The 23,016-nt window shown below is 30.8% G+C and carries 26 protein-coding genes; 4 read left to right on the top strand and 22 right to left on the bottom strand.

The genetic code is table 11. The features are described 5' to 3' along the window. Positions 1-134: 134 nt before the first annotated feature. The 11 genes from prfA to Q0U74_RS05230 all read right to left on the bottom strand — a co-directional run bounded on the left by prfA (position 135) and on the right by Q0U74_RS05230 (position 9,819). The gene (gene prfA / locus Q0U74_RS05280) at positions 135-1,202 is read right to left on the bottom strand and encodes a peptide chain release factor 1 (protein ID WP_297393068.1); all 1,068 of its coding nucleotides are present in this window, start codon (positions 1,200-1,202) and stop codon (positions 135-137) included. An 8-nt stretch (positions 1,203-1,210) separates the two neighbouring features. After that, on the bottom strand, positions 1,211-2,047 hold the full coding sequence (prmC, locus tag Q0U74_RS05275) for a peptide chain release factor N(5)-glutamine methyltransferase (protein WP_297393067.1): 837 nt from the start codon (positions 2,045-2,047) through the stop codon (positions 1,211-1,213). A 42-nt stretch (positions 2,048-2,089) separates the two neighbouring features. Beyond that, complete coding sequence (gene rpmE, locus Q0U74_RS05270; RefSeq protein ID WP_005956574.1) at positions 2,090-2,293, bottom strand: 50S ribosomal protein L31; 204 nt, start codon at positions 2,291-2,293, stop codon at positions 2,090-2,092. Positions 2,294-2,432: 139 nt separating this feature from the next. Beyond that, positions 2,433-3,863, bottom strand: coding sequence for a transcription termination factor Rho (gene rho, locus Q0U74_RS05265; RefSeq protein ID WP_297393066.1), 1,431 nt, complete (start codon positions 3,861-3,863; stop codon positions 2,433-2,435). A 6-nt stretch (positions 3,864-3,869) separates the two neighbouring features. Beyond that, a complete protein-coding gene (glpX, locus tag Q0U74_RS05260; protein WP_297393065.1) occupies positions 3,870-4,835 on the bottom strand; it encodes a class II fructose-bisphosphatase in 966 nt (321 codons plus the stop codon). Position 4,836: 1 nt separating this feature from the next. Further along, a complete protein-coding gene (fsa, locus tag Q0U74_RS05255; RefSeq protein ID WP_297393064.1) occupies positions 4,837-5,490 on the bottom strand; it encodes a fructose-6-phosphate aldolase in 654 nt (217 codons plus the stop codon). 4 nt (positions 5,491-5,494) lie between these two features. After that, positions 5,495-5,971, bottom strand: coding sequence for a 2-C-methyl-D-erythritol 2,4-cyclodiphosphate synthase (ispF, locus tag Q0U74_RS05250; RefSeq protein ID WP_297393063.1), 477 nt, complete (start codon positions 5,969-5,971; stop codon positions 5,495-5,497). After that, positions 5,968-6,669: a 2-C-methyl-D-erythritol 4-phosphate cytidylyltransferase gene (gene ispD / locus Q0U74_RS05245; RefSeq protein ID WP_297393062.1), complete on the bottom strand. Its 702-nt coding sequence runs from the start codon at positions 6,667-6,669 to the stop codon at positions 5,968-5,970. Before ispD ends, ispF begins: the two co-directional genes overlap by 4 nt. A gap of 4 nt (positions 6,670-6,673) precedes the next feature. After that, positions 6,674-8,116: a penicillin-binding protein 2 gene (locus Q0U74_RS05240; RefSeq protein WP_297393061.1), complete on the bottom strand. Its 1,443-nt coding sequence runs from the start codon at positions 8,114-8,116 to the stop codon at positions 6,674-6,676. After that, entirely contained in the window at positions 8,109-9,374 is a 1,266-nt protein-coding gene (locus tag Q0U74_RS05235) for an FtsW/RodA/SpoVE family cell cycle protein (protein ID WP_297393060.1), read from the bottom strand. Before Q0U74_RS05235 ends, Q0U74_RS05240 begins: the two co-directional genes overlap by 8 nt. A gap of 4 nt (positions 9,375-9,378) precedes the next feature. Further along, a complete protein-coding gene (locus tag Q0U74_RS05230; protein ID WP_297393059.1) occupies positions 9,379-9,819 on the bottom strand; it encodes an FHA domain-containing protein in 441 nt (146 codons plus the stop codon). A 125-nt stretch (positions 9,820-9,944) separates the two neighbouring features. On the opposite strand from Q0U74_RS05230, the gene Q0U74_RS05225 reads away from it, so the two are divergent. Both Q0U74_RS05225 and Q0U74_RS05220 read left to right on the top strand, forming a co-directional pair. Then, entirely contained in the window at positions 9,945-10,562 is a 618-nt protein-coding gene (locus tag Q0U74_RS05225) for a RecX family transcriptional regulator (RefSeq protein ID WP_297393058.1), read from the top strand. Then, complete coding sequence (locus Q0U74_RS05220; protein ID WP_297393057.1) at positions 10,555-10,851, top strand: GIY-YIG nuclease family protein; 297 nt, start codon at positions 10,555-10,557, stop codon at positions 10,849-10,851. Before Q0U74_RS05225 ends, Q0U74_RS05220 begins: the two co-directional genes overlap by 8 nt. Positions 10,852-10,889: 38 nt before the next feature. Here Q0U74_RS05220 and Q0U74_RS05215 read toward each other — a convergent pair whose 3' ends face one another. The 11 genes from Q0U74_RS05215 to Q0U74_RS05165 form a co-directional block, all read right to left on the bottom strand. After that, positions 10,890-12,722, bottom strand: a complete 1,833-nt coding sequence (locus tag Q0U74_RS05215; RefSeq protein WP_297393056.1) for an ATP-binding protein — start codon at positions 12,720-12,722, stop codon at positions 10,890-10,892. Between the two features lie 8 nt (positions 12,723-12,730). Next, the gene (locus Q0U74_RS05210; protein WP_297393055.1) at positions 12,731-13,675 is read right to left on the bottom strand and encodes a DNA double-strand break repair nuclease NurA; all 945 of its coding nucleotides are present in this window, start codon (positions 13,673-13,675) and stop codon (positions 12,731-12,733) included. Continuing rightward, entirely contained in the window at positions 13,672-14,466 is a 795-nt protein-coding gene (gene rsmI, locus Q0U74_RS05205; RefSeq protein ID WP_297393054.1) for a 16S rRNA (cytidine(1402)-2'-O)-methyltransferase, read from the bottom strand. Before rsmI ends, Q0U74_RS05210 begins: the two co-directional genes overlap by 4 nt. Continuing rightward, the gene (locus Q0U74_RS05200; RefSeq protein WP_297393053.1) at positions 14,463-15,152 is read right to left on the bottom strand and encodes a tRNA1(Val) (adenine(37)-N6)-methyltransferase; all 690 of its coding nucleotides are present in this window, start codon (positions 15,150-15,152) and stop codon (positions 14,463-14,465) included. The genes rsmI and Q0U74_RS05200 overlap by 4 nt, the downstream gene beginning before the upstream one ends. Next, positions 15,149-16,324: a CapA family protein gene (locus Q0U74_RS05195; protein ID WP_297393052.1), complete on the bottom strand. Its 1,176-nt coding sequence runs from the start codon at positions 16,322-16,324 to the stop codon at positions 15,149-15,151. Before Q0U74_RS05195 ends, Q0U74_RS05200 begins: the two co-directional genes overlap by 4 nt. Next, complete coding sequence (locus Q0U74_RS05190; protein WP_297393051.1) at positions 16,321-16,932, bottom strand: epoxyqueuosine reductase QueH; 612 nt, start codon at positions 16,930-16,932, stop codon at positions 16,321-16,323. Before Q0U74_RS05190 ends, Q0U74_RS05195 begins: the two co-directional genes overlap by 4 nt. Before the next feature lie 39 nt (positions 16,933-16,971). After that, complete coding sequence (gene lgt, locus Q0U74_RS05185; protein ID WP_297393050.1) at positions 16,972-17,730, bottom strand: prolipoprotein diacylglyceryl transferase; 759 nt, start codon at positions 17,728-17,730, stop codon at positions 16,972-16,974. Continuing rightward, positions 17,727-18,386, bottom strand: a complete 660-nt coding sequence (gene deoC / locus Q0U74_RS05180) for a deoxyribose-phosphate aldolase (protein ID WP_297393049.1) — start codon at positions 18,384-18,386, stop codon at positions 17,727-17,729. Before deoC ends, lgt begins: the two co-directional genes overlap by 4 nt. After that, on the bottom strand, positions 18,386-19,111 hold the full coding sequence (locus Q0U74_RS05175) for a YebC/PmpR family DNA-binding transcriptional regulator (protein WP_297393048.1): 726 nt from the start codon (positions 19,109-19,111) through the stop codon (positions 18,386-18,388). Before Q0U74_RS05175 ends, deoC begins: the two co-directional genes overlap by 1 nt. A 108-nt stretch (positions 19,112-19,219) precedes the next feature. Beyond that, positions 19,220-20,518, bottom strand: a complete 1,299-nt coding sequence (locus tag Q0U74_RS05170; protein WP_297393047.1) for a sensor histidine kinase KdpD — start codon at positions 20,516-20,518, stop codon at positions 19,220-19,222. After that, positions 20,512-21,216, bottom strand: a complete 705-nt coding sequence (locus Q0U74_RS05165) for a response regulator transcription factor (protein WP_297393046.1) — start codon at positions 21,214-21,216, stop codon at positions 20,512-20,514. Before Q0U74_RS05165 ends, Q0U74_RS05170 begins: the two co-directional genes overlap by 7 nt. Before the next feature lie 134 nt (positions 21,217-21,350). Here Q0U74_RS05165 and Q0U74_RS05160 point away from each other — a divergent pair, with 134 nt between their 5' ends. Together Q0U74_RS05160 and Q0U74_RS05155 are read left to right on the top strand one after the other, a co-directional pair. Beyond that, positions 21,351-22,247 carry an ABC transporter ATP-binding protein gene (locus Q0U74_RS05160; RefSeq protein ID WP_297393045.1) on the top strand — a complete coding sequence of 299 codons (897 nt, stop codon included), beginning with the start codon at positions 21,351-21,353 and terminating at the stop codon, positions 22,245-22,247. A gap of 4 nt (positions 22,248-22,251) precedes the next feature. Continuing rightward, positions 22,252-23,007, top strand: a complete 756-nt coding sequence (locus Q0U74_RS05155; RefSeq protein WP_297393044.1) for a hypothetical protein — start codon at positions 22,252-22,254, stop codon at positions 23,005-23,007. Positions 23,008-23,016 lie beyond the last annotated feature (9 nt).

The following is a 23,016-nucleotide window of genomic DNA, read 5'->3' as shown; positions in this document are numbered from 1 at the left end:
ATTGTCACTTGTCATTTGATTCATAATATTACCCCCATAATATTTAATAATAAAATTACAATTATTATTATAGACTATTATTAATGAAAAAGCAAATAAATGCACTAAATAAATCTAATATTTAATTTTATTTTTTAATCAATATTTTCGATTTTTTGTGTTTGATCATGTGTTATCAAAGCGTCAATTATTTCATCTAAGTCTCCGTCATTAATGGCGTCAATTCTGTGAGATGTGAAATTAATTCTGTGATCAGTTACTCTTCCTTGCGGATAATTATAGGTTCTAATTCTTTCAGATCTATCTCCAGTTCCAATTTGTGAAGATCTTTCCATTGATTCTTTTTCATTTTGCTCTTGAAGTTTTAAATCATATAATTTTGACCTAAGTAATTTCATTGCCTTTTCTTTATTTCTAAGTTGTGACTTTTCATCTTGGCAAGAAATAACTATTCCAGTAGGAATGTGAGTAAGTCTAACAGCAGAGTCAGTTGTGTTGACACATTGTCCACCATTGCCTGATGCACGGAAGACATCAAATTTAATTTCAGATGGATCAATTTCAATATCCACATCTTCAGCTTCTGGTAAAACTGCAACAGTTGCTGTGGAAGTGTGAATTCTACCTCCGCTTTCTGTTTCAGGAACTCTTTGAACTCTGTGAACTCCTGATTCGTATTTAAGTCTTGAGTAAGCACCATTTCCTATTATCATAAAGACAATTTCTTTAAATCCGCCAATGCCAATTTCATTGGAAGAAATAGTTTCTACTTTAAATCCTTTTCTTTCAGCATATCTAACATATTGTCTGTATAATACCCCAGCAAAAAGTGCCGCTTCATCTCCACCAGCCCCTGCACGAATTTCTACCATAACATTTTTGCTGTCATTTTTATCTTTAGGGATCAGTAAAATCTTTAAATCATTTTCTAAAGTTTCAAGCTTTTTTGTTCCTTCGTTTATTTCTTCTCTAACTAAATCTTTAAATTCATCATCTAATTTTTCTTTTATCAATTCTTTGTTTTCATTTAAAGCCTTTAATGTATTTTTATATTCTCTATATTTTGCAACAATTGGCTCTATCTCTGCATGTTCAATAGCCTTTTGTTGGTAAAGTTTAGAGTCATTAATAATTTCTACATTGCTCAAATCCTTTTCGAGCTCTACTAATCTATCTTCAAAAACCGAAAGTTTTTCGTACATATTTACCCCTATACCTTTAATCGTCCCACTACTACTCTATCTAAATTATTTAAATCCTTATAAATTTTAGTGTCAAAATTTTCTCTCATAATAGAAGAAATATCCTCAGCTTCATCATAACCTATTTCAAATACTAGAAATCCATGCCTTTTTAAATAATTTGGCGCTTCTTTAATGATTTTTCTATAAAAATAAAGTCCGTCACTTCCGCCATCTAATGCAAGTCTCGGTTCATAATCTCTTACTTCAACTTGTAGATTTTCTATATCATGAGATTTAATATAAGGCGGATTTGAATAAATTAAATCAAATTTATCATTAACTTCATCAAATAAGTCGCTCTCTAAAACTTTAATTTTAGATTTTAAATTATTTTTATTTATATTTGTATTTTTAATAGCCTGATGGCTTATGTCAACTGCAGTGATTTCCACTTGTCCTTTACTCTCAAGATCAAGTGTAATACTAACAATTCCACTTCCACATCCAATTTCAAGAATATTTTTAATATTATTTTCCCTTAGAATTTTTAAAATTACTTCTACGGAAATTTCTGTATCCTGTCTGGGTATTAAAACTCCCTCTAATACAGTAAAAGTTCTTCCGTAAAAATCTTCTCTTCCCAAAATATATTGTAGAGGTATTCCCTCTTGCCTCTTTTTTAAAATATCAAAATATTTTTTTTCAACTGAATCTTCTAGCTCTTCATTGTCGTGAGAAACCAAATAAGACAAGTCTTTCTTTAAAATTTCTCCTAAAATTTTTCTAGTTTCATAAATAGGATCTGTATATTCTAAGTTTTTTAAAAATCCTCTTCCCTCTATTAGGGCTTCTTTTATCTTCATAAATTTAAGTAATAAAAAAGGTTAGCTAGGCTAACCTCATTATCATTTATTTCTCTTGTATCTGCTATTGAATTTTTCAATTCTTCCGCCATGATCAGAGAGTTTTTGCTTTCCTGTAAAGAAAGGATGACAAGCTGAACAAATTTCAACTTTTAAATCTTCTTTAACAGATCCTGTTTTAAAAGTATTGCCACAAGCACAAGTTACTGTAGCTTCTTTATAATCTGGATGAATTCCTTTTTTCATTGTTTAGCCCCCTTAAACTTTTTTATAACTCAATTTTAATATTATAACACAATTTTCATTGTAGTACAAATATATTTATTACCTTAATCATTATACAATATATAAGGCTATTAATCAACATTTGAAGCAAGAAAGATAATTATTTTTTTAAAAATTCTTTGTTATTTTTTGTTTTTGAAAGTTTATCTAAAAATTTTTCTGTAAGGTCTTCAATATTGTCTTCATTTAAATTATTTCTAAACTCATAATTAAAGGCAAGTTCATCTTTAGTCAACAAGAACTCCTCTTTCCTAGTGCCTGATTTTAAAATATCAATTGCTGGGAAAATTCTCTTTTCTGAAAGGCTTCTGTTGAGGTGAAGTTCCATATTGCCTGTGCCTTTAAACTCCTCAAAGATTACATCATCCATTCTTGAACCAGTATCTACAAGAGCAGTGGCAAGGATTGTCAAACTTCCACCCTCTTCAATATTTCTTGCTGCACCAAAAAATCTCTTTGGCTTGTGAAGAGACAATGGATCAAGTCCACCTGAAAGAGTCTTTCCCCTTGTAGGTGTAATTAAATTATAGGCACGAGAAAGTCTTGTTAGAGAATCTAAAAGAATCACAACATCTTCTTTATTTTCCACAAGCCTCTTTGCCCTGTCAATTACCATTTCTGCTACTCTTGTATGGTTTTTAGGATTTTCATCAAAGGTTGAATAGACAACTTCACCCTTGACTGATCTTTTCATATCAGTAACTTCTTCAGGCCTTTCGTCTACTAGAAGCACTATTAAATGTAGATCAGGATAATTTGTATTTAAGGATTTAGAAATCTTTTTTAATAGAGTTGTCTTTCCTGATTTTGGTTGTGAAACTATGAGACCTCTTTGCCCTAGGCCCACTGGTGAAAGCAAATCAATTACTCTCATGGCTATGTCTTCTTCATCAGTTTCCAGATTTATTTTCTTCTTAGGATAAATTGGTGTCAAGTTGTCAAAATAAGGTCTATTTAAAATTTTTGAAGGGTGCATGCCATTTACTGATTTAATAAATAGCAGGGCGTTGAAATTTTCTCCATCCTTTGGAGGTGATTTAATTCCAAGGATTTCGTCGCCATTTCTTAGCCTAAATTTTCTTATTTGTGATGGAGATACATAAATATCTTCTTCACTTGGAAGATAATTAATTCTTCTCAAAAACCCATAGCCATCTTGATGTAGCTCTAAAATACCCTTGACATAATCCTTGTCTTCTAAATTTTTTAATGTTTCTTGAGCATTTTCAGAAAGATCTAATTTCTCTATTTTTTCATTTTCTCTTATTGAGTTTATTTTTTTAATTAATTCTTCTTTTTTTAAAGAGTAAGATTTTTCTATTCCATAATCCTTGGCGATTTCCCTAAGATCAGCTACCCTTAAATTATCTAAAGGCATATCATTTAAATCTTTTATTGGCAATTCTCCTCTTATAATATAGTGCTTCAAATCATCAATATCGTAATTATCCGCATCTTTTAAACCCAAAGATTTAGAAATTCTCCTCAAATCATCAATTGATTTATTTTTTAGTTCATTATCATTACTCATAATAAATTATTTAGCATAATCTGGTTTTAAATCAAGGGAATGGATTGATTTAATAAATCTTTGAGTTCCACTTGGAAGTCTTAAAACTAAAGTATCAGTTTTTGCCTTATTGTCTCCATAGTATTTTACGCCTTCAAGAATTTCTCCTGAAGTAATTCCAGTTACTGAGAAGATAACTTCATTGCCCTTTACCAAATCTTCAATTGAATAAACTTTTTTTAAGTCAGAATCTAGGTCTCTACATCTTTGTTCTTGTTTTTCATCTGTTGGATGAAGTCTTCCTTGGAAATCTCCACCTAAACATTTTAGTGCAGCTGCAGCAATTACACCTTCAGGAGCGCCGCCACGGCCAATTACAAGATCCACTCCAGAATCTTCATAACAAGTTTCTATAGCTGTAACTACATCTCCATCAGAAACTTTTTTAACTCTTGCACCTATAGAAATAATTTCCTTTATTAAATCTTCATGTCTTGGTCTATCAAGAACTGCAACTACAATATCATCAATATTTTTGTTAAGTGCCTTTGCAACTCTCTTAATATTTTCTGTTGGAGTATCATCTAACTTTATAAGTCCCTTAGCCTTAGGACCGCAAGCAATTTTATCCATATAAATATCAGGAGCATTTAAAAGGCATCCCTTTGGTGCAACTGCTAAAACTGCAATAGAATTATCCATGCCATTGGCAATAGAATTTGTTCCGTCAATTGGGTCAACAGCAATATCTACTTCTTCTTCGCCATTTTTTGTTCCAATTTTTTCGCCAATGTATAGCATAGGTGCTTGGTCAATTTCTCCTTCACCAATTACAACAGTTCCATCAATGTCAACTGTGTCAAACATTCTTCTCATGGCATCTACTGCTGCGCCATCTGCTGCATTTTTGTCGCCCTTTCCAAGCCATTTGCCTGCTGAAAGTGCTGCTGCTTCTGTTACTCTTGCTAAGTTTAATGCTAAATTTCTGTCCATCTTATTTCTCCTTTGTCTTTACACTTTTAAAATCTTCTAAAAATTTTTCTAAACCACTATCTGTCAATTGATGCTTAATCATTTTCTTAAATATTTTATATGGAATTGTTGCAATATCAGCACCAGTTCTTGCAACATCCTCTACATGATTAATGTGTCTTATGCTTGCTGCAATAATTTCAGTTTTATAGCCATACTCTTTAAAAATATAGGCAATATCAGCCACAAGATCCATGCCAGATTCACCAATATCATCAAGCCTTCCCATAAATGGACTAACATAGGATGCTCCTGCATTCGCTGCAAGAAGTGCCTGTGAAACTGAGAATACTAAAGTTACATTGGTTCTTATGCCTTCTTTACTTAGTATACTTACAGCTTTAAGTCCCTCTTCAATCATGGGAATTTTTATTACAATATTTTTTGAAATTTTGGCAAGTTCTCTAGCCTCTTTAAGCATTCCATCTAAATCAGTAGAAATAACTTCTGCTGAAATATCTCCATCAACAATTTCAGAGATTTCTTTAATTACATCTTCAAAAATTCCACCGCTTTTTGCAATTAAACTTGGATTAGTTGTAACTCCAGAGAGCACACCCCAAGAATTAATTTCTCGAATTTCTTCGATATTTGCAGTGTCAATAAAAAATTTCATCTAGTTAATCATCCCTTTCAAGTAAACATACTGCTTGCGAGGAAATTCCCTCTCCTCTTCCTATAAAACCAAGCTTTTCAGTTGTAGTTGCCTTTATAGAAATATTTTCTATATCTGTATTTAAAATTTCAGCAATTACTTTTCTCATATCGTCAATATAGGGCGAAAGCTTTGGTTTTTGGCAAGCAATAACTGAGTCTATATTTCCAATTTTGTAGTTTTTGGATTTCATAATTTCATAAACTCTCTTTAAAAGAATTTTTGAATCAATATCCTTGTATTCATTGTCAGTATCTGGAAAATGATAGCCTATGTCACGAAGTGCAAGGGCTCCTAAAATCGAATCCATAATTGCATGGATAAGCACATCTGCATCTGAATGACCAAGAAGCCCCTTCTCATAGGATATTTCTATGCCGCCAATAAAAAGCTTTCTATCATTAACAAGTTTATGGACATCATAACCAATCCCTATTCTCATGTATTCACCTTCTTCACAAGTATATTTGCAATAGATAAATCTTCTCTAGTAGTAATTTTTATATTGTCATAAGAGTTGTAAATTAATTTTACCTTAATCCCAGTCTTTTCAACTAAGGAACAATCATCAGTCCCATAATAGCCCTCTGTATAAGCTTGCTCATAGGCTTTCATAAGAATTTCTTTTTTAAAAACTTGTGGAGTTTGAACTTGCCAAAGTCTATTTCTATTAGGCGTGTAATCCACAATCTCTCCATCCATGGAGACCTTTATAGTGTCCTTAACAGGATTTGCCAAAACTGTTGCGCCAGTTTCCATTACACATTCAATGGCTTCGTCAATTTTATCAACTGAGACAAAGGGTCTTGCACCGTCATGAGTAAGAACAATGTCTGTTTCCTCAGGCATATTTAAGAGACCATTGTTTATGGAATCTTGCCTTTCTTTGCCGCCATAGACAATTTTATAATTCATGTTGATTTTGTATTTATCAATAATGTCATTTACATAGGGCATGTCAGTTTTTTTTACGATTAAAATCAAAAAGTCAACATACTTAGATTTTTCAATTTTTTTAATAGTATGAGCAAGGATTGGCTTTCCATCAATGGCAAGAAATTGTTTGTTAATTCCCATATTCATTCTCTTGCCCATGCCTGCTGCAGCAACAAAGGCAGTTACAAAATTATTATTAAACATGGTATCACTCTTCTTCAAGCTGCAAATGATTTACAGCGTATTTTAAAAGTTCACCTGCTATAGGAGCTGCAGCCTCAGAACCAAAATCTTTTACATTAGGAATTACAACTGAAATTGCAACTTTTGGATCATCTGCTGGAGCAAAGCCAACGAACCAAGCATTGTTTGTTCCTTCTTTTAAATCTAGTTGTGCAGTACCTGTCTTTCCTGCAACTTTCATGCCAGATACATAGGCTTCTGTACCAGTACCATTATTGACAACATTTATCATATATTTTGTAATTTGATTTGCATTTTCCTTAGAAGTAACTTCACTTAAAACTGTTGGTGTATTTCTTACAACATTTTTACCGTCAGAAGAGTCAATCCTCTTAACAATGTGAGGTTGCATCATTACACCGTCATTTGCAATAGTTGATGCCACCATGCACATTTCAAGTGGTGTAACTAAAAGTGTGTCATGACCAATTCCTGCAGCTCCAAGGGCTGTTTTGTCAAAGCCATTTCTCTTGTAATCCCAAGTTGAAGTTTCTAGTGGAAGTTCAAAGTCAACTTTTTTATTTATCATGTATTTTTCTGCAACTTGTGACATTACATCAATGCCCATGTCTACAGATTTCCTTACAAAATAAGTGTTTAATGAGTTTGTAAATGCCCTTTTAAGGTCTACTCTTCCATAAGTTTTATTGCCAGCATTTTTAAACTCACGACCATTATCAATTTTTTCCACACCTTCATCTGTATATTTTTGAGAAATTCCAGACTCAAGTATAGCTGTAGTTGTAACTATTTTAAATACGGAACCAGGAGCAAACTTACCCTTCGTTGAAGAATTAAAGAGAGCACCATTATTGGCTTCATTTATAGCTTGCATGTCCTGGGCTATGTTTTGAGAATTAAAATCTGGCAGAGATACCATTGAAAGAACCTCTCCAGTTTTTGGATTCATAATGACAACAGAGCCCTTTTCAGCCTTTGATAGCAAAACAGATCTAGTCTTTTCTTGAAGATCAGTATCTGTAGTCAAAGTTACATCGTCCCCAGTATAGGGATCATATTTTTTATTTATTAATGATTTAAAGGTCTTTAGAATTTTAGAGCCTTCTTTTCCAACTAAATAATTATTTAACTCTTTTTCTAGTCCATACTTATCGACAATTTTGTCAGAATAACCAATGATATGAGAATAAATAACTGGTTGATTATAAATTCTGTGATAATTATATTTTTCTCCATTGGAATAAGCAAGGATTTCGTGATTTCTATCGTAAAAAGTTCCTCTCTTGACAGAATTTTCTCTAAGTTCACTTCTCCTATTTGCAGGGTGATTTATAATTTCTCCTGCCTTAAAAACTGTGAAATAAGTTAAATAAATTATTGGAGCAACTAATAGCATTATTAAAAAAACAAGTAAAACTAAAATTCTCTTATTGTCTTTACTATTCATTGTCTATTCCCCTATCGTATTTGTATGATAAATCTTCGCTGGTAACCTGAAGTATCCCCAGTAATATAAAACTAGATATCATTGAGCTTCCTCCATAGGATATAAAAGGAAGTGTAAGGCCCGTCATTGGTATTAATTTTATTACTCCACCAATATTTAAGAAGGCTTGTACTGTAAATAAAATTGCAACTGCTAGGGCAAGAATTCTGTAAAATAAATATTCTTGATTTAGTGCAATCTTAATAGCCCTATAAACTAAAAGCATGTAGAGCATAATTATTCCTATTCCAGTAAGTATTCCCATCTCTTCACAAATTGCAGAAAAAATAACATCAGAGTGAGCAAGGGTAATTTGTTTTGGATAGCCAAGGCCAATTCCTTGACCAAAAAAACCACCTTCACTAATGCCAAATAGTGACTGTACAATTTGTCTAGCATCATTAACAACCTTATCAGCTGTCCATGGATTTAGCCATATATCCACCCTTTTCCTAACATGAGAAAATAAAAAGAATCCAGCAACTGAACCTATTATCATTAGTCCAATATTTACTAAAATGGAGACTCTATCCTCATCATAAATATATTGAAGAAGTGTGTAAATGGCTACAAATATAGCAGCTGTTCCCAAGTCTCTTTGAATAAATAAAAAGCCCACAAAAATATATATTACTCCCATCAAGTAATATGAAGTATACTGATAATTTAATTTTTTAAGTCTATTTTGGAAAGTTGTATAAAAAGAAGCTATTAAAAATATAACTAAAATCTTAGTAAATTCTGACAACTGAATTGTAATTCCTTCAGAAATTTTTATCCAGTTTCTAGCACCATATTTATCTGGAGCAAGAATAATTGTTAGTAAGAAAAATAAAATTGAAAGCCCTAAATAAAGACCTGTCATATACTCAAGCCTTCTCATAGCTCTAATTATAAAATAAGTTAAGTAAAAAACTAATATACCTGCTAATACCCAAATAAGTTGCCTCAACCCAAGTTTAGGCGACAATCTGTATATAGTTATAATCCCTAGACTTAAAAGCATGGATACTATTAAAAATATATAATTATCTCCTGAAGACACTTTGCCTAGAACTAAGTTTGAAATATATACGATTAAAATCAAACCCAAAAATAAAATAACTATGTATCTGTCAACATTGTTATTGTTGTAAGAAAATAACAATAAAATACTTAGAATTTCAAAAATCAAGAGAAGATTTCTAGGTTTTCGCTGTTTTAAAATATTATCTAACACTTTTTCACCTTTTATCTACAAAAATAAATTGAATAAATCCAACTCCAATTTTGTCATTATTTTGAAGTTCAATTAACTCATTAGGATCAATTTTTGCACCATTTAAAAAAGTTCCATTGGCAGACCCTAGGTCCTCAATATAATAAGCCTCACTGTCATCATGAATTTTTAAATGGTTTTTACTTACGAATTTATCTTTTATAACTATATCATTTCTTGAACTTCTGCCAAGAGTTAAATCACCATCAATTACATAATACTCCTGCATTTTAAAGTCCAATGAATCAAGTCTATTCACTACTTTTAAATAAGCATCGTCAAGAGAGTCTCCCCTATTTGTCATGCTTTTTACATCAAGATACATTAATCTTAAAATACTAAAAATAAAAAGATAAATTAAGATTATAAAAATATATCTCAACACTTGCGAGATTAACTCAAACATATTGCACCTCTTTTGTCTTAAACTCTATATAATTATATACTCTTTGCTTTTATTTTTCCACATTTTGTTAATTTAGATGAATTGGGGATTTTCAAATTTTATGTTAAAATTAATTTGGTGATAAAATGATTATATCAAATATAAGTTTTGAAAAGAAAAAATTTCACATTCTCTTTGACAGCGGCTATGAAATTGAAATTTCTGAAGAAACTCTAATTGAATTTGGGCTCTATAAGGGTCAAGAAGTTGAAGATGAAATTATAGAAAAATTAAAATTTGAAGATGAAAAAACTGATGCACTTCTTTTATCCTATAGATTTTTGCAAAGAAATAAGACTGAAAAGCAACTCATTGACTACTTGTATAAAAATAAAATAAGCGGTGAAATTATTGACACAGTTATTCCAATTTTAAATGAGAAAAAATATTTAAATGACGAAGACTATGCAAGGCGCTACTTAAATGATGCCATGAATATAAAAAAATACGGCAAGATAAAGATTATTTATATGCTAAGGTCTAAGGGAATTAAAAATGACATAATTGAAAAAATTATGACAGATTACGACTATGAAACTGAGTATCTTAATGCAGAAGACCTTCTCAGCAAAAAATTAGATGCAGAGGAAAAAGATTCAAAAAAAATAAATTCTGCAAAAAAATATTTGCAGGGTCGCGGCTTTGAATTTGAGATTATAAATTTTGCAGTTGATGAGTTTTTATCGGGAGACTTAAATGTCTAACTTCGTTTATATTTTAAAATGTAGAGATGGAAGTCTCTACACTGGCTACACTAATGACTTAGAAAAAAGACTAAAATCTCACAATAAGGGCATTGCATCAAAATATACTGCTTCAAGACTCCCCCTTGTAATGGTCTTTAGTGAAAAGTGCAAGGATAAGTCCGACGCCCTAAAAAAAGAATATTTTATAAAAACTTTAAGCCGATCAAAAAAAATTAAATTAATTGAGAAAAAATTATCTCTTCAAAACTTGTATGATGAATATCTTTTAAAAAAGATTGAAAAATAAAAACTGACTCTAAAATTTTTATAGAGTCAGTTATTTTTTTATTTGATTTTATACATTTCCGTTAAAAAGTTATCTTCTTTTTCTATAAAGTCTCTTTGGCATAATTCATCTAACTTGTTTTTTAAGTCATCGTAGGATAAATTTTCTCCAGATTTTTTATTGTAATTCATTAAAACTTGGCTTAAATTTGAAGCATCAATTGGAAGCAAATCCTTTAAGTCCATGAAAAACTTTTCATATTCTTCATTTTCGTGACCTTCTAGTTCATCAAAAGGATTTTCTGTGTGAGGTGAAACTGTATTTGCCGCCCTAATTCTCACAAAGGATGTTCTGCCTTTTTTTGCTGATGAAATAAATACATCACCTGAACTCAAATATGGAAGTCTCTTTGTCTCATCTGAGGAAAGGTCTGTTTCTTCTTTTATTGTATCGATATCAGATGCTCTTACAGTTCTAAAAATTAGTTTTGTGTTTAGCTGTGCTGTAATTGTCTCATCTAAAAGTGTAGGCCTTTGCGTTGCAAGAATTAAAAATACTCCATACTTTCTTCCCTCTTGAGAAATTTCACGCAAAATACTTTTTGATGGAGTGTCAAAACCTTTTGGTGCAAAATTATGGGCTTCGTCAGTAATTATTACAAAGGGTGGGAAATATTCTACCTTTGCATTGTTTCTGTAAAGTTCATCCCTATATTCCTTTCTTAGATAATATAATTTTGCCAAAAGATAAGTAGAAAATACATTTATCATTCTTGTTGATCCTTGAAGGACAACTAACTTTCTTCTCTTTAAGAGGTCTACAAGCTCATCTATATTGTGGGAGAAAATTCCCTCGTTTTGAAGATTAATAAGTCTCCACAAAACTCCACGCACACTCATTGAATTACAAGTCTTGTCATATCTTTCATAAACATCAAGAACTTCTTCTAGCCTATTCTTTTTACTTATGTCTGGTTCTGCCGAAATTTCAGCAATTATTTTATCTCTTGAGCCAATCTCTTGCCCTTCTAAAAGCATATCTAGTTTATTTTTAAAGGACTCGTAGCTTGAGCCCTTGGCTAACATTACATCAATAACATTTTTCATAGAATCAGTTAAGGGTGATGCTGCATTTAAAAGATTTTTTAAATCTCTTTTTTGTAGTTCTTGAAATTTTATTCCTGTATGAAGACCAATCTCAAGGTACTTGAAATTTTCAGAATAATTTTTGTCAGATATTTCAGAATTATTAGAAAAATCCATTTCATAATGAGGGTCCATTACTATGGCAGGCACTCCCATTTCCATTAATTCTTCTAGTACAACTCTTAGACCAAAAGACTTACCAGAGCCAGATCCGCCAAAGACTCCTATGTGTGGGTATTGGTGCATGGACTTGTAGTCAAATAAATAAGGAAGCTCCCTTTGCTTTAAGTATTCATTGTTTTCGAAAGTGCTGAAGAGATTTTTATAAATATCATCCATGCCTTCAGCAATATTGTCAGTGTTTTTTATTGAACCGAGAATCAATGAATTATTTGGCTTAGTGTCTATTAATAAATTTTTAATTTCATTAAACTCTGGCGCCCTCAAATCACTTCCTGTAAGAGGTGGATAAAGTAACTCCTCAAAAAATCTTAGTTTTGCAACATAAACTGTCTCATCGCCAACATCATAACCCATAGAGCCAAGAGAAGATAAAACATCACTGTCAATAAAATCTCCGCCAATATCCAGAGGAATAAATCTGTTAAAAGTCTTTGAATCTACAACTTCTCCAATAATATCGCCTTGAACTGGATCTTCAACTATTAAAAATTCATTGTTTCTAAAGTTTTTTTCCTTAGAACCAATATATACTTCCCTTGTGGTAGTAATTCCAAGTACCTTCATTTTTCCTCCTATAAAGTTCTCTTATCTCTTTCAGAAATAAAAAATCTTTCGTAAACATCTCTGTCTAAATATTCTTCTAAAAGCATTTTTAAAATTTCATCTGTAATTTTTACATCCTTGTCCACTATATCAAGCCAAAGGGGTACTCCCCTTGATGACATTGGTGTAAGTGTATAAATCAAATTGCAAATTTCTTCAAGGTAATTCTCTTGCGTATCTAAAATATCAACTCCAACAGCTCCTGGAAACTTTGAAGTCCTCATAAAGGCAGATGAAAATCCCTCGCCCATTCCATCCTTGATAAATTTTTTATTAATTTCATTTTTTATTAATATTGCTTCCCCAGTTTTTAATCTGTTAAATAAAATTTCTCTGTCGTAAATGGATTCGTCAATTTCAAGACTTCTTGATATGACATTTGTCTTTATGTCCTTTATAACTCCAAAGAGAATTATATTTTTCCGCTCACATTTATCTCGAAGCTCTTTAAATAAATCAAGACAGTTGATTTTATATCTTATAAATCCGCCGTCCATCATTAAATAATCAAAATCGTATTTATCAATGTATTCCAATGCCGTTTCAATTTCAATAGTCGCCAAAAGTTTTTGTGAAAGATTTTGCTCATCAAAGAGTGAATTTAGTGTGGGCGTATAGACCTTAGTCTTATAAACTTCATTGCCATCTGTGGACTTGGCAAGACCTTGGAAAATTTCTATAAAGTGTGGAAAAGCTCCGCCAGACCTGTTGTTAGAACCATCAACTCCAACTGTCCTCTTGTATTTTGAAATTTCTTCCTTATGAAATTTCTCCATTTTTATAATTTTTCCAACTTCATTATTTATTTGATTCCTAAAATCTTCATTGTTTAATTTAAATACAAAGTCATATTTGTCTTTTAAATTTACATTTATATTTTTTATTTGTCCTTCAAGTTCATTTAAATTTATCATAAATCCAAACTCTCCTTGTAAACATCATTCTTTGGAATATTATATTTTTTTGAAATTTCCTTAACAGCTTGAGATTTTTTCATTCCCTTTTTTAATTCTTCTTGCAAAAGTTCTCTTATGTCATAGGTCTCTTCCTCAGAATTTCCCTCTAAGCAAATTACAAATTCGCCCTTTTCTGTTATATCTTTTTCAAGTATCTCTGATGTAGTAGACCTAATAGTTTCTTCAAAGACCTTAGTAATTTCTCTTGATATGGAAATTTTTCTCTCGCCAAAAACTTCGTAGACATCCTTTAAAAAATCCTTGATCCTATGAGGTGCCTCGTAAAAAATTAAAGTAAATTTTAAGTCCTTTAAGGATTCAAATTCTTTCTTCCTCGCAGAAGATTTATTTGATGTAAATCCATAGAAAAGAAAATGCTCTGTGTCAAGCCCAGATAAAACTAAGGCTGTTAAAGCAGCGTTGGCACCAGGTAAAACTCTAAAATCAATTTTTTCTTCGATTAATTTTTTCACAAGAACAGCACCAGGGTCAGATATACCAGGCATGCCAGCGTCAGTTACTAGGGCAAGGTCCTTGTCTTTTATGTTTTCAATTATTTTTTCAGACATTTCAGCTTCATTAAACTTGTGATAAGTTCTAAGTTCTGCCTTTATGTCGTAGTGATTTAAAAGTTTTACTGTAACTCTTGTGTCTTCAGCAAAAATTATATCTACGGACTTTAAAATTTCAATTGTCCTTAGGGTTATGTCGCCTAAATTTCCAATAGGTGTTGGGCAAAAATAAATCAAAGAATCACCTCGTTTCTATAAACTCTTTTCATCTCGTCTGTATATTCTAATTCATCTCTTATGTAAAAATCTCTAAAATCATTTCCATAATTTGCCTGTTTTTTTGCAATAATTATAGATGATTTTGCTTTTTTATTTTTATTTCCATGAATATTTATAATATTCTTTACTTTTAGGCCATTCTTATTTATTTTATAAATCACTTCTGCCAATCTATAAGTAGGATAAATTATATAAAGACTACCAGAATTTTTGAGAAGATAATTTACTATGTAAAGGCTTTTTTCTATATCAAAAAAATGCTTGGCTTGGCTTGTTTCAAACTTCATATTTTCATAATCATAATAAGGCGGATTAAAAACCACTGCGTCAAAATAATTTGTAGCATAATAATTTTTTAAGTTAAAAATATTTTCTTCTAGCAAATTTATTTTGTCTTCTAATTTATTTAAAAAAATAGATTTTTTAAAGGCTTCCAATACATTTTTGTTTTTATCTACTGCGTGAACCTCAGAGAATCTAGGACAAATTCTTAGAGATAAAATTCCATTGCCGCAGCCAAGGTCTAGAGCTCTTTGTCCACCTTTGACAAAAGAAGACAAGATTAAAGCATCGCTTGTATACTTAAACTCTTCCTCATCTTGAAAAATTATATAATTTGTACCTGGAACCTGGTCCCTTTTCATATTTCACCCTTTAAAACCTTTAAAGCTTCCTTATATTTTTTATCTGCTTTAGCTTTCAATTCCTTTGTAGTTACATCATCAAGCTTACCACCTGGCATTAGGTCTTCTAACTTTACTAAATCATAATTTAATTTTCCATTGGCATGATACCTGTTGACATAGGTTGTATAAACACCATAGGATTTTAACTTAGTTTCACCGCTTACATTATCCTTTTCTATGACTAATTTAATTAAGGCACCAGTGTCTACGCCAGGTTTTTTTAAATATTCAACTCTTTGATTTGAAAGAGCATTGCCCATGGAATAAATTGTAAAATATTTTTTATTATTTTTATCTTCAACTTCATATCTTTGAAGCACATGAGGGTGAGAGCCCAAAATAATATCTGCACCAGATTCTTGCAGCATTTCCTTTAAAAAAATCTGCCTTTCATTTGGGACTAATTGATACTCATTTCCCCAATGAGGATAAACAATTACAATATCGGAATTGTCCTTTAAATTTTGAATGTCGGACTTCACATCTTGAGCAAAGGTATTTACTGAATACTCTTTACCTCTCATCAGAGAGTCCATGCCATTTAAAGTGTCTGTAAAGGAAATAAGTCCAATTTTTATTCCATTTTTTTCAATAATTATTCCCTTGTCGCCATCTTCTGCAAGAGTGCCAAAACTTTTCATGCCACTTTCCTTTATGTGGGAGATAGTTTCCCCTATGCCATCAAGTCCTGTGTCAAGGGCATGATTGTTTGCAGTTGAAAGTGCATCAAAGCCAGCATTTTTTAGGGAATAAATTGTTTCCTTTGGAAAATTAAAAAGTGGAAATCCTGATAATTTTCTATTCGAATTTACTGAGCCTTCAAAGTTTGCTAAGGCAAGGTCTGCTTCATTGATATCAGCAGAAATATTGGCAAAAATTGGTGTGAAGTCGTAAGTACCATTATTCCTATAATTTTTCACAATAGGTTGATGAAAAATCATATCCCCCATGGCAAGGATTTTTACTTCTGACTTGTCATCCTTTTTTGTTTCTTCAGTTTTTAATTTTTTAGCTTCTCCTATTTTATTTTCATGATTGCTAAAATCAAAATTCATAGTATTGGAAAGATAAAGTCCCAATGTCAAAATAAAAATTACAGTAATAATGAAAATATTTTTTATATTTTTCAATCTTCACCTCTGCTAAATTCGCAACCACAGTAATCTTGTCTATACATATTAAATTTATCAGTTAGTTCAACTGACCTCTTAAACCCATTTTTCTTTTTAAAATCTGAAAATAAATAGTTAACCTTATATTTTTCTGAAAGAAATTTACCTAATCGATTTAAAATTTGTGAATCCTTGTGGGGTGAAATGGAAAGAGTAGTTGTGAAGTAATCGTAATTATTTTCTTGAGCATACTTTGCTGCTGCCTCAAGCCTTTGTCTATAACATCTAAAGCATCTGGCTCCGCCTTCCTTATACTTTTCAAAGCCCTTAATGTAAGATAAAAATTCTTGGTGGTTGTATTTTATAACTTTCACATCAATTTTATCATCAAGCTCCAAGTCTTCTACAAGCTTAATCTGTTCATCAGACCTTCTGTAAAACTCATCAGCGCTGTCGATGTTGGGATTGTAATAAAAAACATCAATGTCAAAATAATCACTTATTCTCTCCAAGACAGCAGAAGAGCAGGGACCACAGCAAGAGTGCAAAAGAAGGCTAGGCTTATCTTCCCTATTAATTTTTTTTATTACTTTTTCCATTTCCAAATTGTAATTAATTTTATTCAAAATATCACCTAAAAAATTAGACTAGTTGCCTAGTCTCAATTATTTTATATTCTTTTGTTCCCTCTTAGCTATAAGTCTAATTGCAATCCCAAAAATTATTATGCCAAGGCTTACAAGTTGAGATACCCTAAAGGCACCAATATATAGTGAATCTGTTCTCATGCCTTCAATGAAAAATCTTGCTATGCCATAGACTATCATGTAAAGAGAAATAAGCTGACCATCAAATTTTTGCTTTTTTGAAAGATAAAAATACAAAAACAAAAATATTGAAAAATTCACAATTGATTCATAAAAAAATGTTGGATGAACCCTCTGTCCATCGACTAAAATTGCCCAAGGAACATTTGTTACGCCACCGTGAGCTTCTCCGTTGATATAATTTCCCCATCTGCCAATTGCTTGTGCAAGAGCAAGACCTGGTGCAACACAGTCAAGAAGAGTCCAAAAATTTACTTTTTTATGCCTACAGAAAAAGTAAATAGTTAATCCTCCAGCTATGATGCCGCCATAAATAGCAAGTCCACCATTTCTTATGGCAAGAATTTCGTCTAAGTGCTGACTATAATATTCCCACTCAAAAATTACATAATAAATCCTTGCACCAAGAACTCCAATTAAAACTGCGAAGAGAGAAACATCTGTGGAAATATCTTTATAAAGACCCCCTGTATAATTTTTCTTCTCTGCCATTTTTTCTGTGATAAAAATAGCTAAAAAGACTCCAAGGCCTATTAAAATTCCGTACCACTTTACTTCTATTCCAAAAATTGTAAAGGCAACGGGATTTATTCTCATAACGATTTGCTCTCCTTATAAATTGCAAGACCAGCTGAGACTCCAAGTCTATCTGCTCCATTATTTACCATTTCCATTGCTTTTTTATAGTCTCTAATTCCGCCACTTGCCTTTACTTTCATTCTGTCTGAAATAGATTCTTTCATTAATTTAACATCTTCTGCATCAGCTCCAGAAGTTGAAAAACCAGTTGAAGTCTTTACAAAATCAGCGCCAGCTTTATCAGCAAGTTGGCAGGCTTTTTTTATTTCATCCTTAGTTAAAAGGCAGTTTTCTAAAATAACTTTTAAAATTGTTCCCTTATCGTGACATATTTTTGCAAGTTCAGCAATTTCATTTTCAACTTCATGGAATTTCTTTGACTTCATGTATCCAATGTTAATAACCATATCAATTTCATCTGCGCCATTATCAAGAGCATTTTTTGTTTCAAAGATTTTTGTTTCAAGAGTATTTGCCCCTAAAGGAAAACCAATAACAGTACAAACTTTTACGCCAGTATCCTTTAACATTTCAGAGCATTTTTTTACCCAAGTTGGATTTACACATACTGAAAAGAAATTATATTCTATTGCTTCTTTAACAAGTTTTTCAATTTGCTCTTCACTTGCTTCAGGCTTTAAAAGTGTATGGTCGATAATTCTATTAATTTCCATTAATCTCTCTCCCAAGAAGTGTAGACATCAGTTACATCGTCATTGTCTTCCAAGGCATCAATTAACTTATCCATATTTTTAATGTCATCTTCATCAGTAAGTTCAGTTGTAGTTTGTGGGATGTATGTTATTTCAGATTCAATAAAAGAATGTCCAGCACCTTCTAAAACTTTTCTAACTTCAATATAATCTTCTGGAGCAGTTACAATTTCAAAGGCTTCTCCCCTATCGATTACATCTTCAGCTCCTGCATCAATGGCAGTAAGTGTAAATTCATCTTCGTCAAGTCCTTCCTTTAGAACTCCAAGAGAACCCTTTTTATCAAACATAAAAGAAACACAACCAGGTTGTCCAAGATTTCCAGCATACTTGTCAAATAAATGTCTTACATCTGGTGCAGTTCTATTTCTATTGTCTGTCAAGCAATTTACCATAACAGCAACTCCACCTGGACCATAACCTTCGTAAACAATTTCTTCAAAGTTATCGTCATTATCTCCGCCGCCAGCTTTTGCAATTGCCCTATCAATATTGTCGTTAGGCATATTTTCAGCCTTAGCCTTATCAATGGCAACCTTAAGAGATGGATTGTAATCTGGGTCAAGTCCACCTTCCTTAGCAGCAACAGTTATTTGTCTAGCAAGTTTAGTAAAAATCTTGCCCTTCTTTGCGTCTTCCTTACCTTTTTTATTTTTAATATTATTCCATTTAGAATGTCCTGACATTTAATCACCTTTCTATATAAATCGCTATTTTTAGCATATTGATTATTATATTACATACTTTAACAAATCGTCAATAGTATGGACATAAGTAGAAGATTCTTGTACTTTTTATTTTATATCAAAATTAAAGGAAACTATTACGCCTGGAGATAGATTTTTAACTTCCATTTTCCCCTTATGAAGTTTGCAAATTTGTTTTGACACAAATAAGCCCATGCCATGGGTCTGAATTTCAGATAGATTTTCTTTATATAGTCTATTTATTACCCTATCTTCAATTGTACCTTCTTCATCTTTAATAGAGATTAGCAATTTTTTATCTATAAGGTCATAAATTATATAAGTTTTTCCCTTTCCATATTTAATGCTATTGTTTAAAATATTTTCCAACATCCTATAAAATAAATGGTCCTCCATTTTAATTTTTACTTCTTTATTTATTCTATTTTCAAAAATAATATCCTTGCTGGGATTTTCATTTAAACTATTAACAATCAACTTTCTTATAACAGAAATTGGATCCCTATATTCAAAATGCTCATCACTTAGGTTTTCAAGACTATTGGTCAAATTTAAGTCCTCTATAATTTTACTTATCTTTATAATTTGATCTTCCATTTTTTCAATTTCCACTGAGTTTTCCCTTGTTTTAATGTCTTCCAGTTCCCAGGAAAGCTTTGTGAGAGGAGTCCTTATGTCGTGACTGATTCCTCTAAGCCAACTAGATTGACTTTTCTTTAGCTTGATATAATTGCTATTTGCCTCGTTAATAGTTTCAGAAATTTCTTTTAATTCTCCCTCCTCTTGGAGCTTCTTATAATCATCATCAAAAACATTATTAATAGCCTCTTGAAGAGGATTTAATTTTTTAAAAATGCTTTTAACTTCATGTAGATAAAATATATAAACTAATAGGACAAACAATAGAATACTAATAATAAAGATAAAAAAATTAATTTTTGCCAAATCATAATTATAATAATTAAAGGGTAGCTTATCTAGGGAATTTTTTGGATAAGCCAAAACTAAAATTCCATCCTTCACAACAAAAGTAAAGACAGGATAGTCATTTAAGTAATACCTTGTAAATCTGACAACATCACTTATGTCAAATTTATTTTTAACTTCTTTAGGTTTATTAAAATTCTCTATAACATTTCCATTCTTATCAATTCTTATAGCCCAGATATCTTTTTCCCCTAAAAAGGTCTTATTTTCCTTGGTAAAATAAATATCATTATATTTATTTTCTTCTAAAAATTCATAAACCTTATTTGGATCTGTATATTTTTTTGAAAATTTAAAACTTGAATAAAAAATACCAATTAGGCTTAAAATCATTAAAATTAATAAAATTAAGACAAATAAGGCTAATTTTTTTAGTTTTTTTAAAAAATAATTTAACATTCTTTATTCTCTCCAAGTAACTTGTAACCCAAGCCCTTTACTGTAATAAGTATTTTCGGGTTTGCTGGATCATCTTCAAGCTTATCCCTTAGTCTATAGATATGTGTAATAAGTGTATTTTCGTAGCCAAAACTTTCCTCCCAACACCTATCTATTATTTGGTCAATGGAAACAATTTTATTAATATTAATAGCAAGATAATCTAAAATTTTGAATTGTTTTGCCGTTAATTGTATTTCTTCCTTATTCTTTATTAAAATTGCCCTTTCCCTATCAAAGACAATCCCACCTAATAATGTAATTTTATCATTTTTATTTTGATAGGTCCTTCTTAAGACTGCCTCAATTCTCCATAACAAATCTTCAGGCAAAAATGGTTTAACAATATAATCATCAACTTCTAAGTCAAAGCCTTCTTTTTTGTCATCAATACCACTTAATGCCGAAAGTATAATAACAGGAAGGGTGGATTTTTCCCTAAGTTCCTTTAATAATTCAAAACCACTGCCATCAGGAAGCATTATGTCTAGTATCATTAAATCCACTTTATTATTCTTAAGCTTAAAGCTTGCTTCTTTAATATTTTTTGCTGTCATAACATTGTCATAGCCCTTGTTTTTTAAAAATTTATACATACTAGTTATCAAATAATCTTCGTCATCAACTAATAGTAGCCTTGCATCTCTAAAATTATTCATTCATTTCTTTCTCCTTTAGGCTTATTTTATCACATAATAATTTGATATTTGTAATTGTGATGTAAAAGTAATCTATTTAAAATCCTTATGTTATGGGTCTTATTTATAATTAATAAAAAAGAAGGGAGAATATCATGACGAACATTTTAAAAATCAAAAATCTTAGCAAATCCTATGATAAAAACTTAGTTTTAAAAAATATTAATTTAGAAATTGAAGAAGGGAGTATTTTTGGACTTATAGGTCCCAATGGAGCTGGAAAGTCCACTCTTATGAAATCAATTCTAGGTCTTGTTAAAAAAGATTCTGGCAGCATAAGTTTATATGGAAAGGAAATTAATGCAAAAAATCAAAAAGAAACAAATAAAAATTTAGGTTCCTTAATTGAAAACCCATCCTTTTATGACCATCTAACTGCCTATGACAATTTAGACCTTATCTGTGATATGAAAAATATAAAAAAAGATAATATTGATAAGGTTTTAAAGGATGTTGGGTTATTTACAAGTAAAAATAAAAAAGTCAGAGATTTTTCTCTTGGCATGAAGCAAAGGCTGGGTATAGCCATAGCTCTTATTGGTAATCCTAAATTTTTGATCCTAGATGAACCTATTAATGGACTTGATCCCTATGGCATTGAAGAAATGAGAGATTTATTCAAAAATATTGTAAAAAATTCGAATACAAGTATTTTAATCTCCTCACATATCTTGGATGAAATCGAAAAAATTTCAAGTCACATAGGTATTTTAAAAAATGGAGTTTTGACTTACAGTGGTTCTTTAAAAGAATACAGGAACCTCCATCCACCAGTAATTGTTTTAAAGACTTCAGATAACCTTAAGGCTTCAAAGCTACTTGAACTTCCTCAAGGAAATATACTTGATGATTATTTAGTACTGGGAAATAAAAGTGAGGAAGAAGTTGCAAAAATAATAAAAATCCTCGTAAATACAGTTGATATTTATAGAGTAGAAAAAAGAAAGGAAAGTCTTGAAAAATTATTTATTCAAGAGACAAGTGCTAGGTGATGCCATGAAAAATTTAGAAATAAAAAAGAATAAGGGACTGAAATTAAATTTCACAATTTTAATTTTATTTGCCATACATTTATTTTCTATCCTTATAGCCTTTAAGACAAAAGACTTTCAAGTTAATAAATATCCCCTTGCAAGGATATTAGATTCTTATTTAGCAATCTCTTTATTTTTTAATCCCATCGCTCTATCATCTCTTGTAAAAAAAGTAATTGAGATTGAAGAAAAGAATAATATGTGGCAAATGCAAATAAGTCTTGGCTTAAGAGTTCAAAAAATATTATTAAATAAAATTAAAACTTTGTCCTTAAAAATTTTATTAATCCAGATTATTGAATGGTTGATAATAATATTTTTAGCAAGTAAAAATATAAACTTTGAGTTAGATGTGGAGATAATAAAAAGAATAATAATTTACTTTTTAACAACTCTATCAATTAACATTTCAATGCTATTGATCTTCACAATAATTGAAATTAAAAGTAAAAAGATTTACTTCTCCCTTTTCTTTTCAATTGTTGGAGCAATGTCTGGAATAATTACTATGCTCACATCAAAAGTTTTATCGCAAATAAATCCCTTTGGACTTTTTGCTACTATCTTAAATATAAATTATGTAAAAGATGGAGAGGTTTTTAGGCAGACTATGAATAATATAAATTATCTCACATTGTTTATTAGCTTAATTTATATAATCTTCAGTCTAATTTATATCACAAGACTTAATAAATTTACACTCTCTAAGGACATATAGGAGGCATAA

This window comes from uncultured Peptoniphilus sp., from assembly GCF_946998875.1.
Lineage (GTDB): Bacteria > Bacillota > Clostridia > Tissierellales > Peptoniphilaceae > Peptoniphilus_A.
The sequence above is the reverse complement of the archived record's forward strand: the minus strand, read 5'-3'. Positions and strand labels throughout refer to the sequence as shown.

What these genes read in the sequence shown, in the direction of transcription:
- prfA (WP_297393068.1), bottom strand. Translation starts at nt 1,202, where the DNA reads ATGTACGAAAAACTTTCGGTTTTTGAAGATAGATTAGTAGAGCTCGAA.
- prmC (WP_297393067.1), bottom strand. Translation starts at nt 2,047, where the DNA reads ATGAAGATAAAAGAAGCCCTAATAGAGGGAAGAGGATTTTTAAAAAAC.
- rpmE (WP_005956574.1), bottom strand. Translation starts at nt 2,293, where the DNA reads ATGAAAAAAGGAATTCATCCAGATTATAAAGAAGCTACAGTAACTTGT.
- rho (WP_297393066.1), bottom strand. Translation starts at nt 3,863, where the DNA reads ATGAGTAATGATAATGAACTAAAAAATAAATCAATTGATGATTTGAGG.
- glpX (WP_297393065.1), bottom strand. Translation starts at nt 4,835, where the DNA reads ATGGACAGAAATTTAGCATTAAACTTAGCAAGAGTAACAGAAGCAGCA.
- fsa (WP_297393064.1), bottom strand. Translation starts at nt 5,490, where the DNA reads ATGAAATTTTTTATTGACACTGCAAATATCGAAGAAATTCGAGAAATT.
- ispF (WP_297393063.1), bottom strand. Translation starts at nt 5,971, where the DNA reads ATGAGAATAGGGATTGGTTATGATGTCCATAAACTTGTTAATGATAGA.
- ispD (WP_297393062.1), bottom strand. Translation starts at nt 6,669, where the DNA reads ATGTTTAATAATAATTTTGTAACTGCCTTTGTTGCTGCAGCAGGCATG.
- Q0U74_RS05240 (WP_297393061.1), bottom strand. Translation starts at nt 8,116, where the DNA reads ATGAATAGTAAAGACAATAAGAGAATTTTAGTTTTACTTGTTTTTTTA.
- Q0U74_RS05230 (WP_297393059.1), bottom strand. Translation starts at nt 9,819, where the DNA reads ATGTTTGAGTTAATCTCGCAAGTGTTGAGATATATTTTTATAATCTTA.
- Q0U74_RS05225 (WP_297393058.1), top strand. Translation starts at nt 9,945, where the DNA reads ATGATTATATCAAATATAAGTTTTGAAAAGAAAAAATTTCACATTCTC.
- Q0U74_RS05220 (WP_297393057.1), top strand. Translation starts at nt 10,555, where the DNA reads ATGTCTAACTTCGTTTATATTTTAAAATGTAGAGATGGAAGTCTCTAC.
- Q0U74_RS05215 (WP_297393056.1), bottom strand. Translation starts at nt 12,722, where the DNA reads ATGAAGGTACTTGGAATTACTACCACAAGGGAAGTATATATTGGTTCT.
- Q0U74_RS05210 (WP_297393055.1), bottom strand. Translation starts at nt 13,675, where the DNA reads ATGATAAATTTAAATGAACTTGAAGGACAAATAAAAAATATAAATGTA.
- Q0U74_RS05200 (WP_297393053.1), bottom strand. Translation starts at nt 15,152, where the DNA reads ATGAAAAGGGACCAGGTTCCAGGTACAAATTATATAATTTTTCAAGAT.
- lgt (WP_297393050.1), bottom strand. Translation starts at nt 17,730, where the DNA reads ATGAGAATAAATCCCGTTGCCTTTACAATTTTTGGAATAGAAGTAAAG.
- deoC (WP_297393049.1), bottom strand. Translation starts at nt 18,386, where the DNA reads ATGGAAATTAATAGAATTATCGACCATACACTTTTAAAGCCTGAAGCA.
- Q0U74_RS05175 (WP_297393048.1), bottom strand. Translation starts at nt 19,111, where the DNA reads ATGTCAGGACATTCTAAATGGAATAATATTAAAAATAAAAAAGGTAAG.
- Q0U74_RS05170 (WP_297393047.1), bottom strand. Translation starts at nt 20,518, where the DNA reads ATGTTAAATTATTTTTTAAAAAAACTAAAAAAATTAGCCTTATTTGTC.
- Q0U74_RS05165 (WP_297393046.1), bottom strand. Translation starts at nt 21,216, where the DNA reads ATGAATAATTTTAGAGATGCAAGGCTACTATTAGTTGATGACGAAGAT.
- Q0U74_RS05160 (WP_297393045.1), top strand. Translation starts at nt 21,351, where the DNA reads ATGACGAACATTTTAAAAATCAAAAATCTTAGCAAATCCTATGATAAA.
- Q0U74_RS05155 (WP_297393044.1), top strand. Translation starts at nt 22,252, where the DNA reads ATGAAAAATTTAGAAATAAAAAAGAATAAGGGACTGAAATTAAATTTC.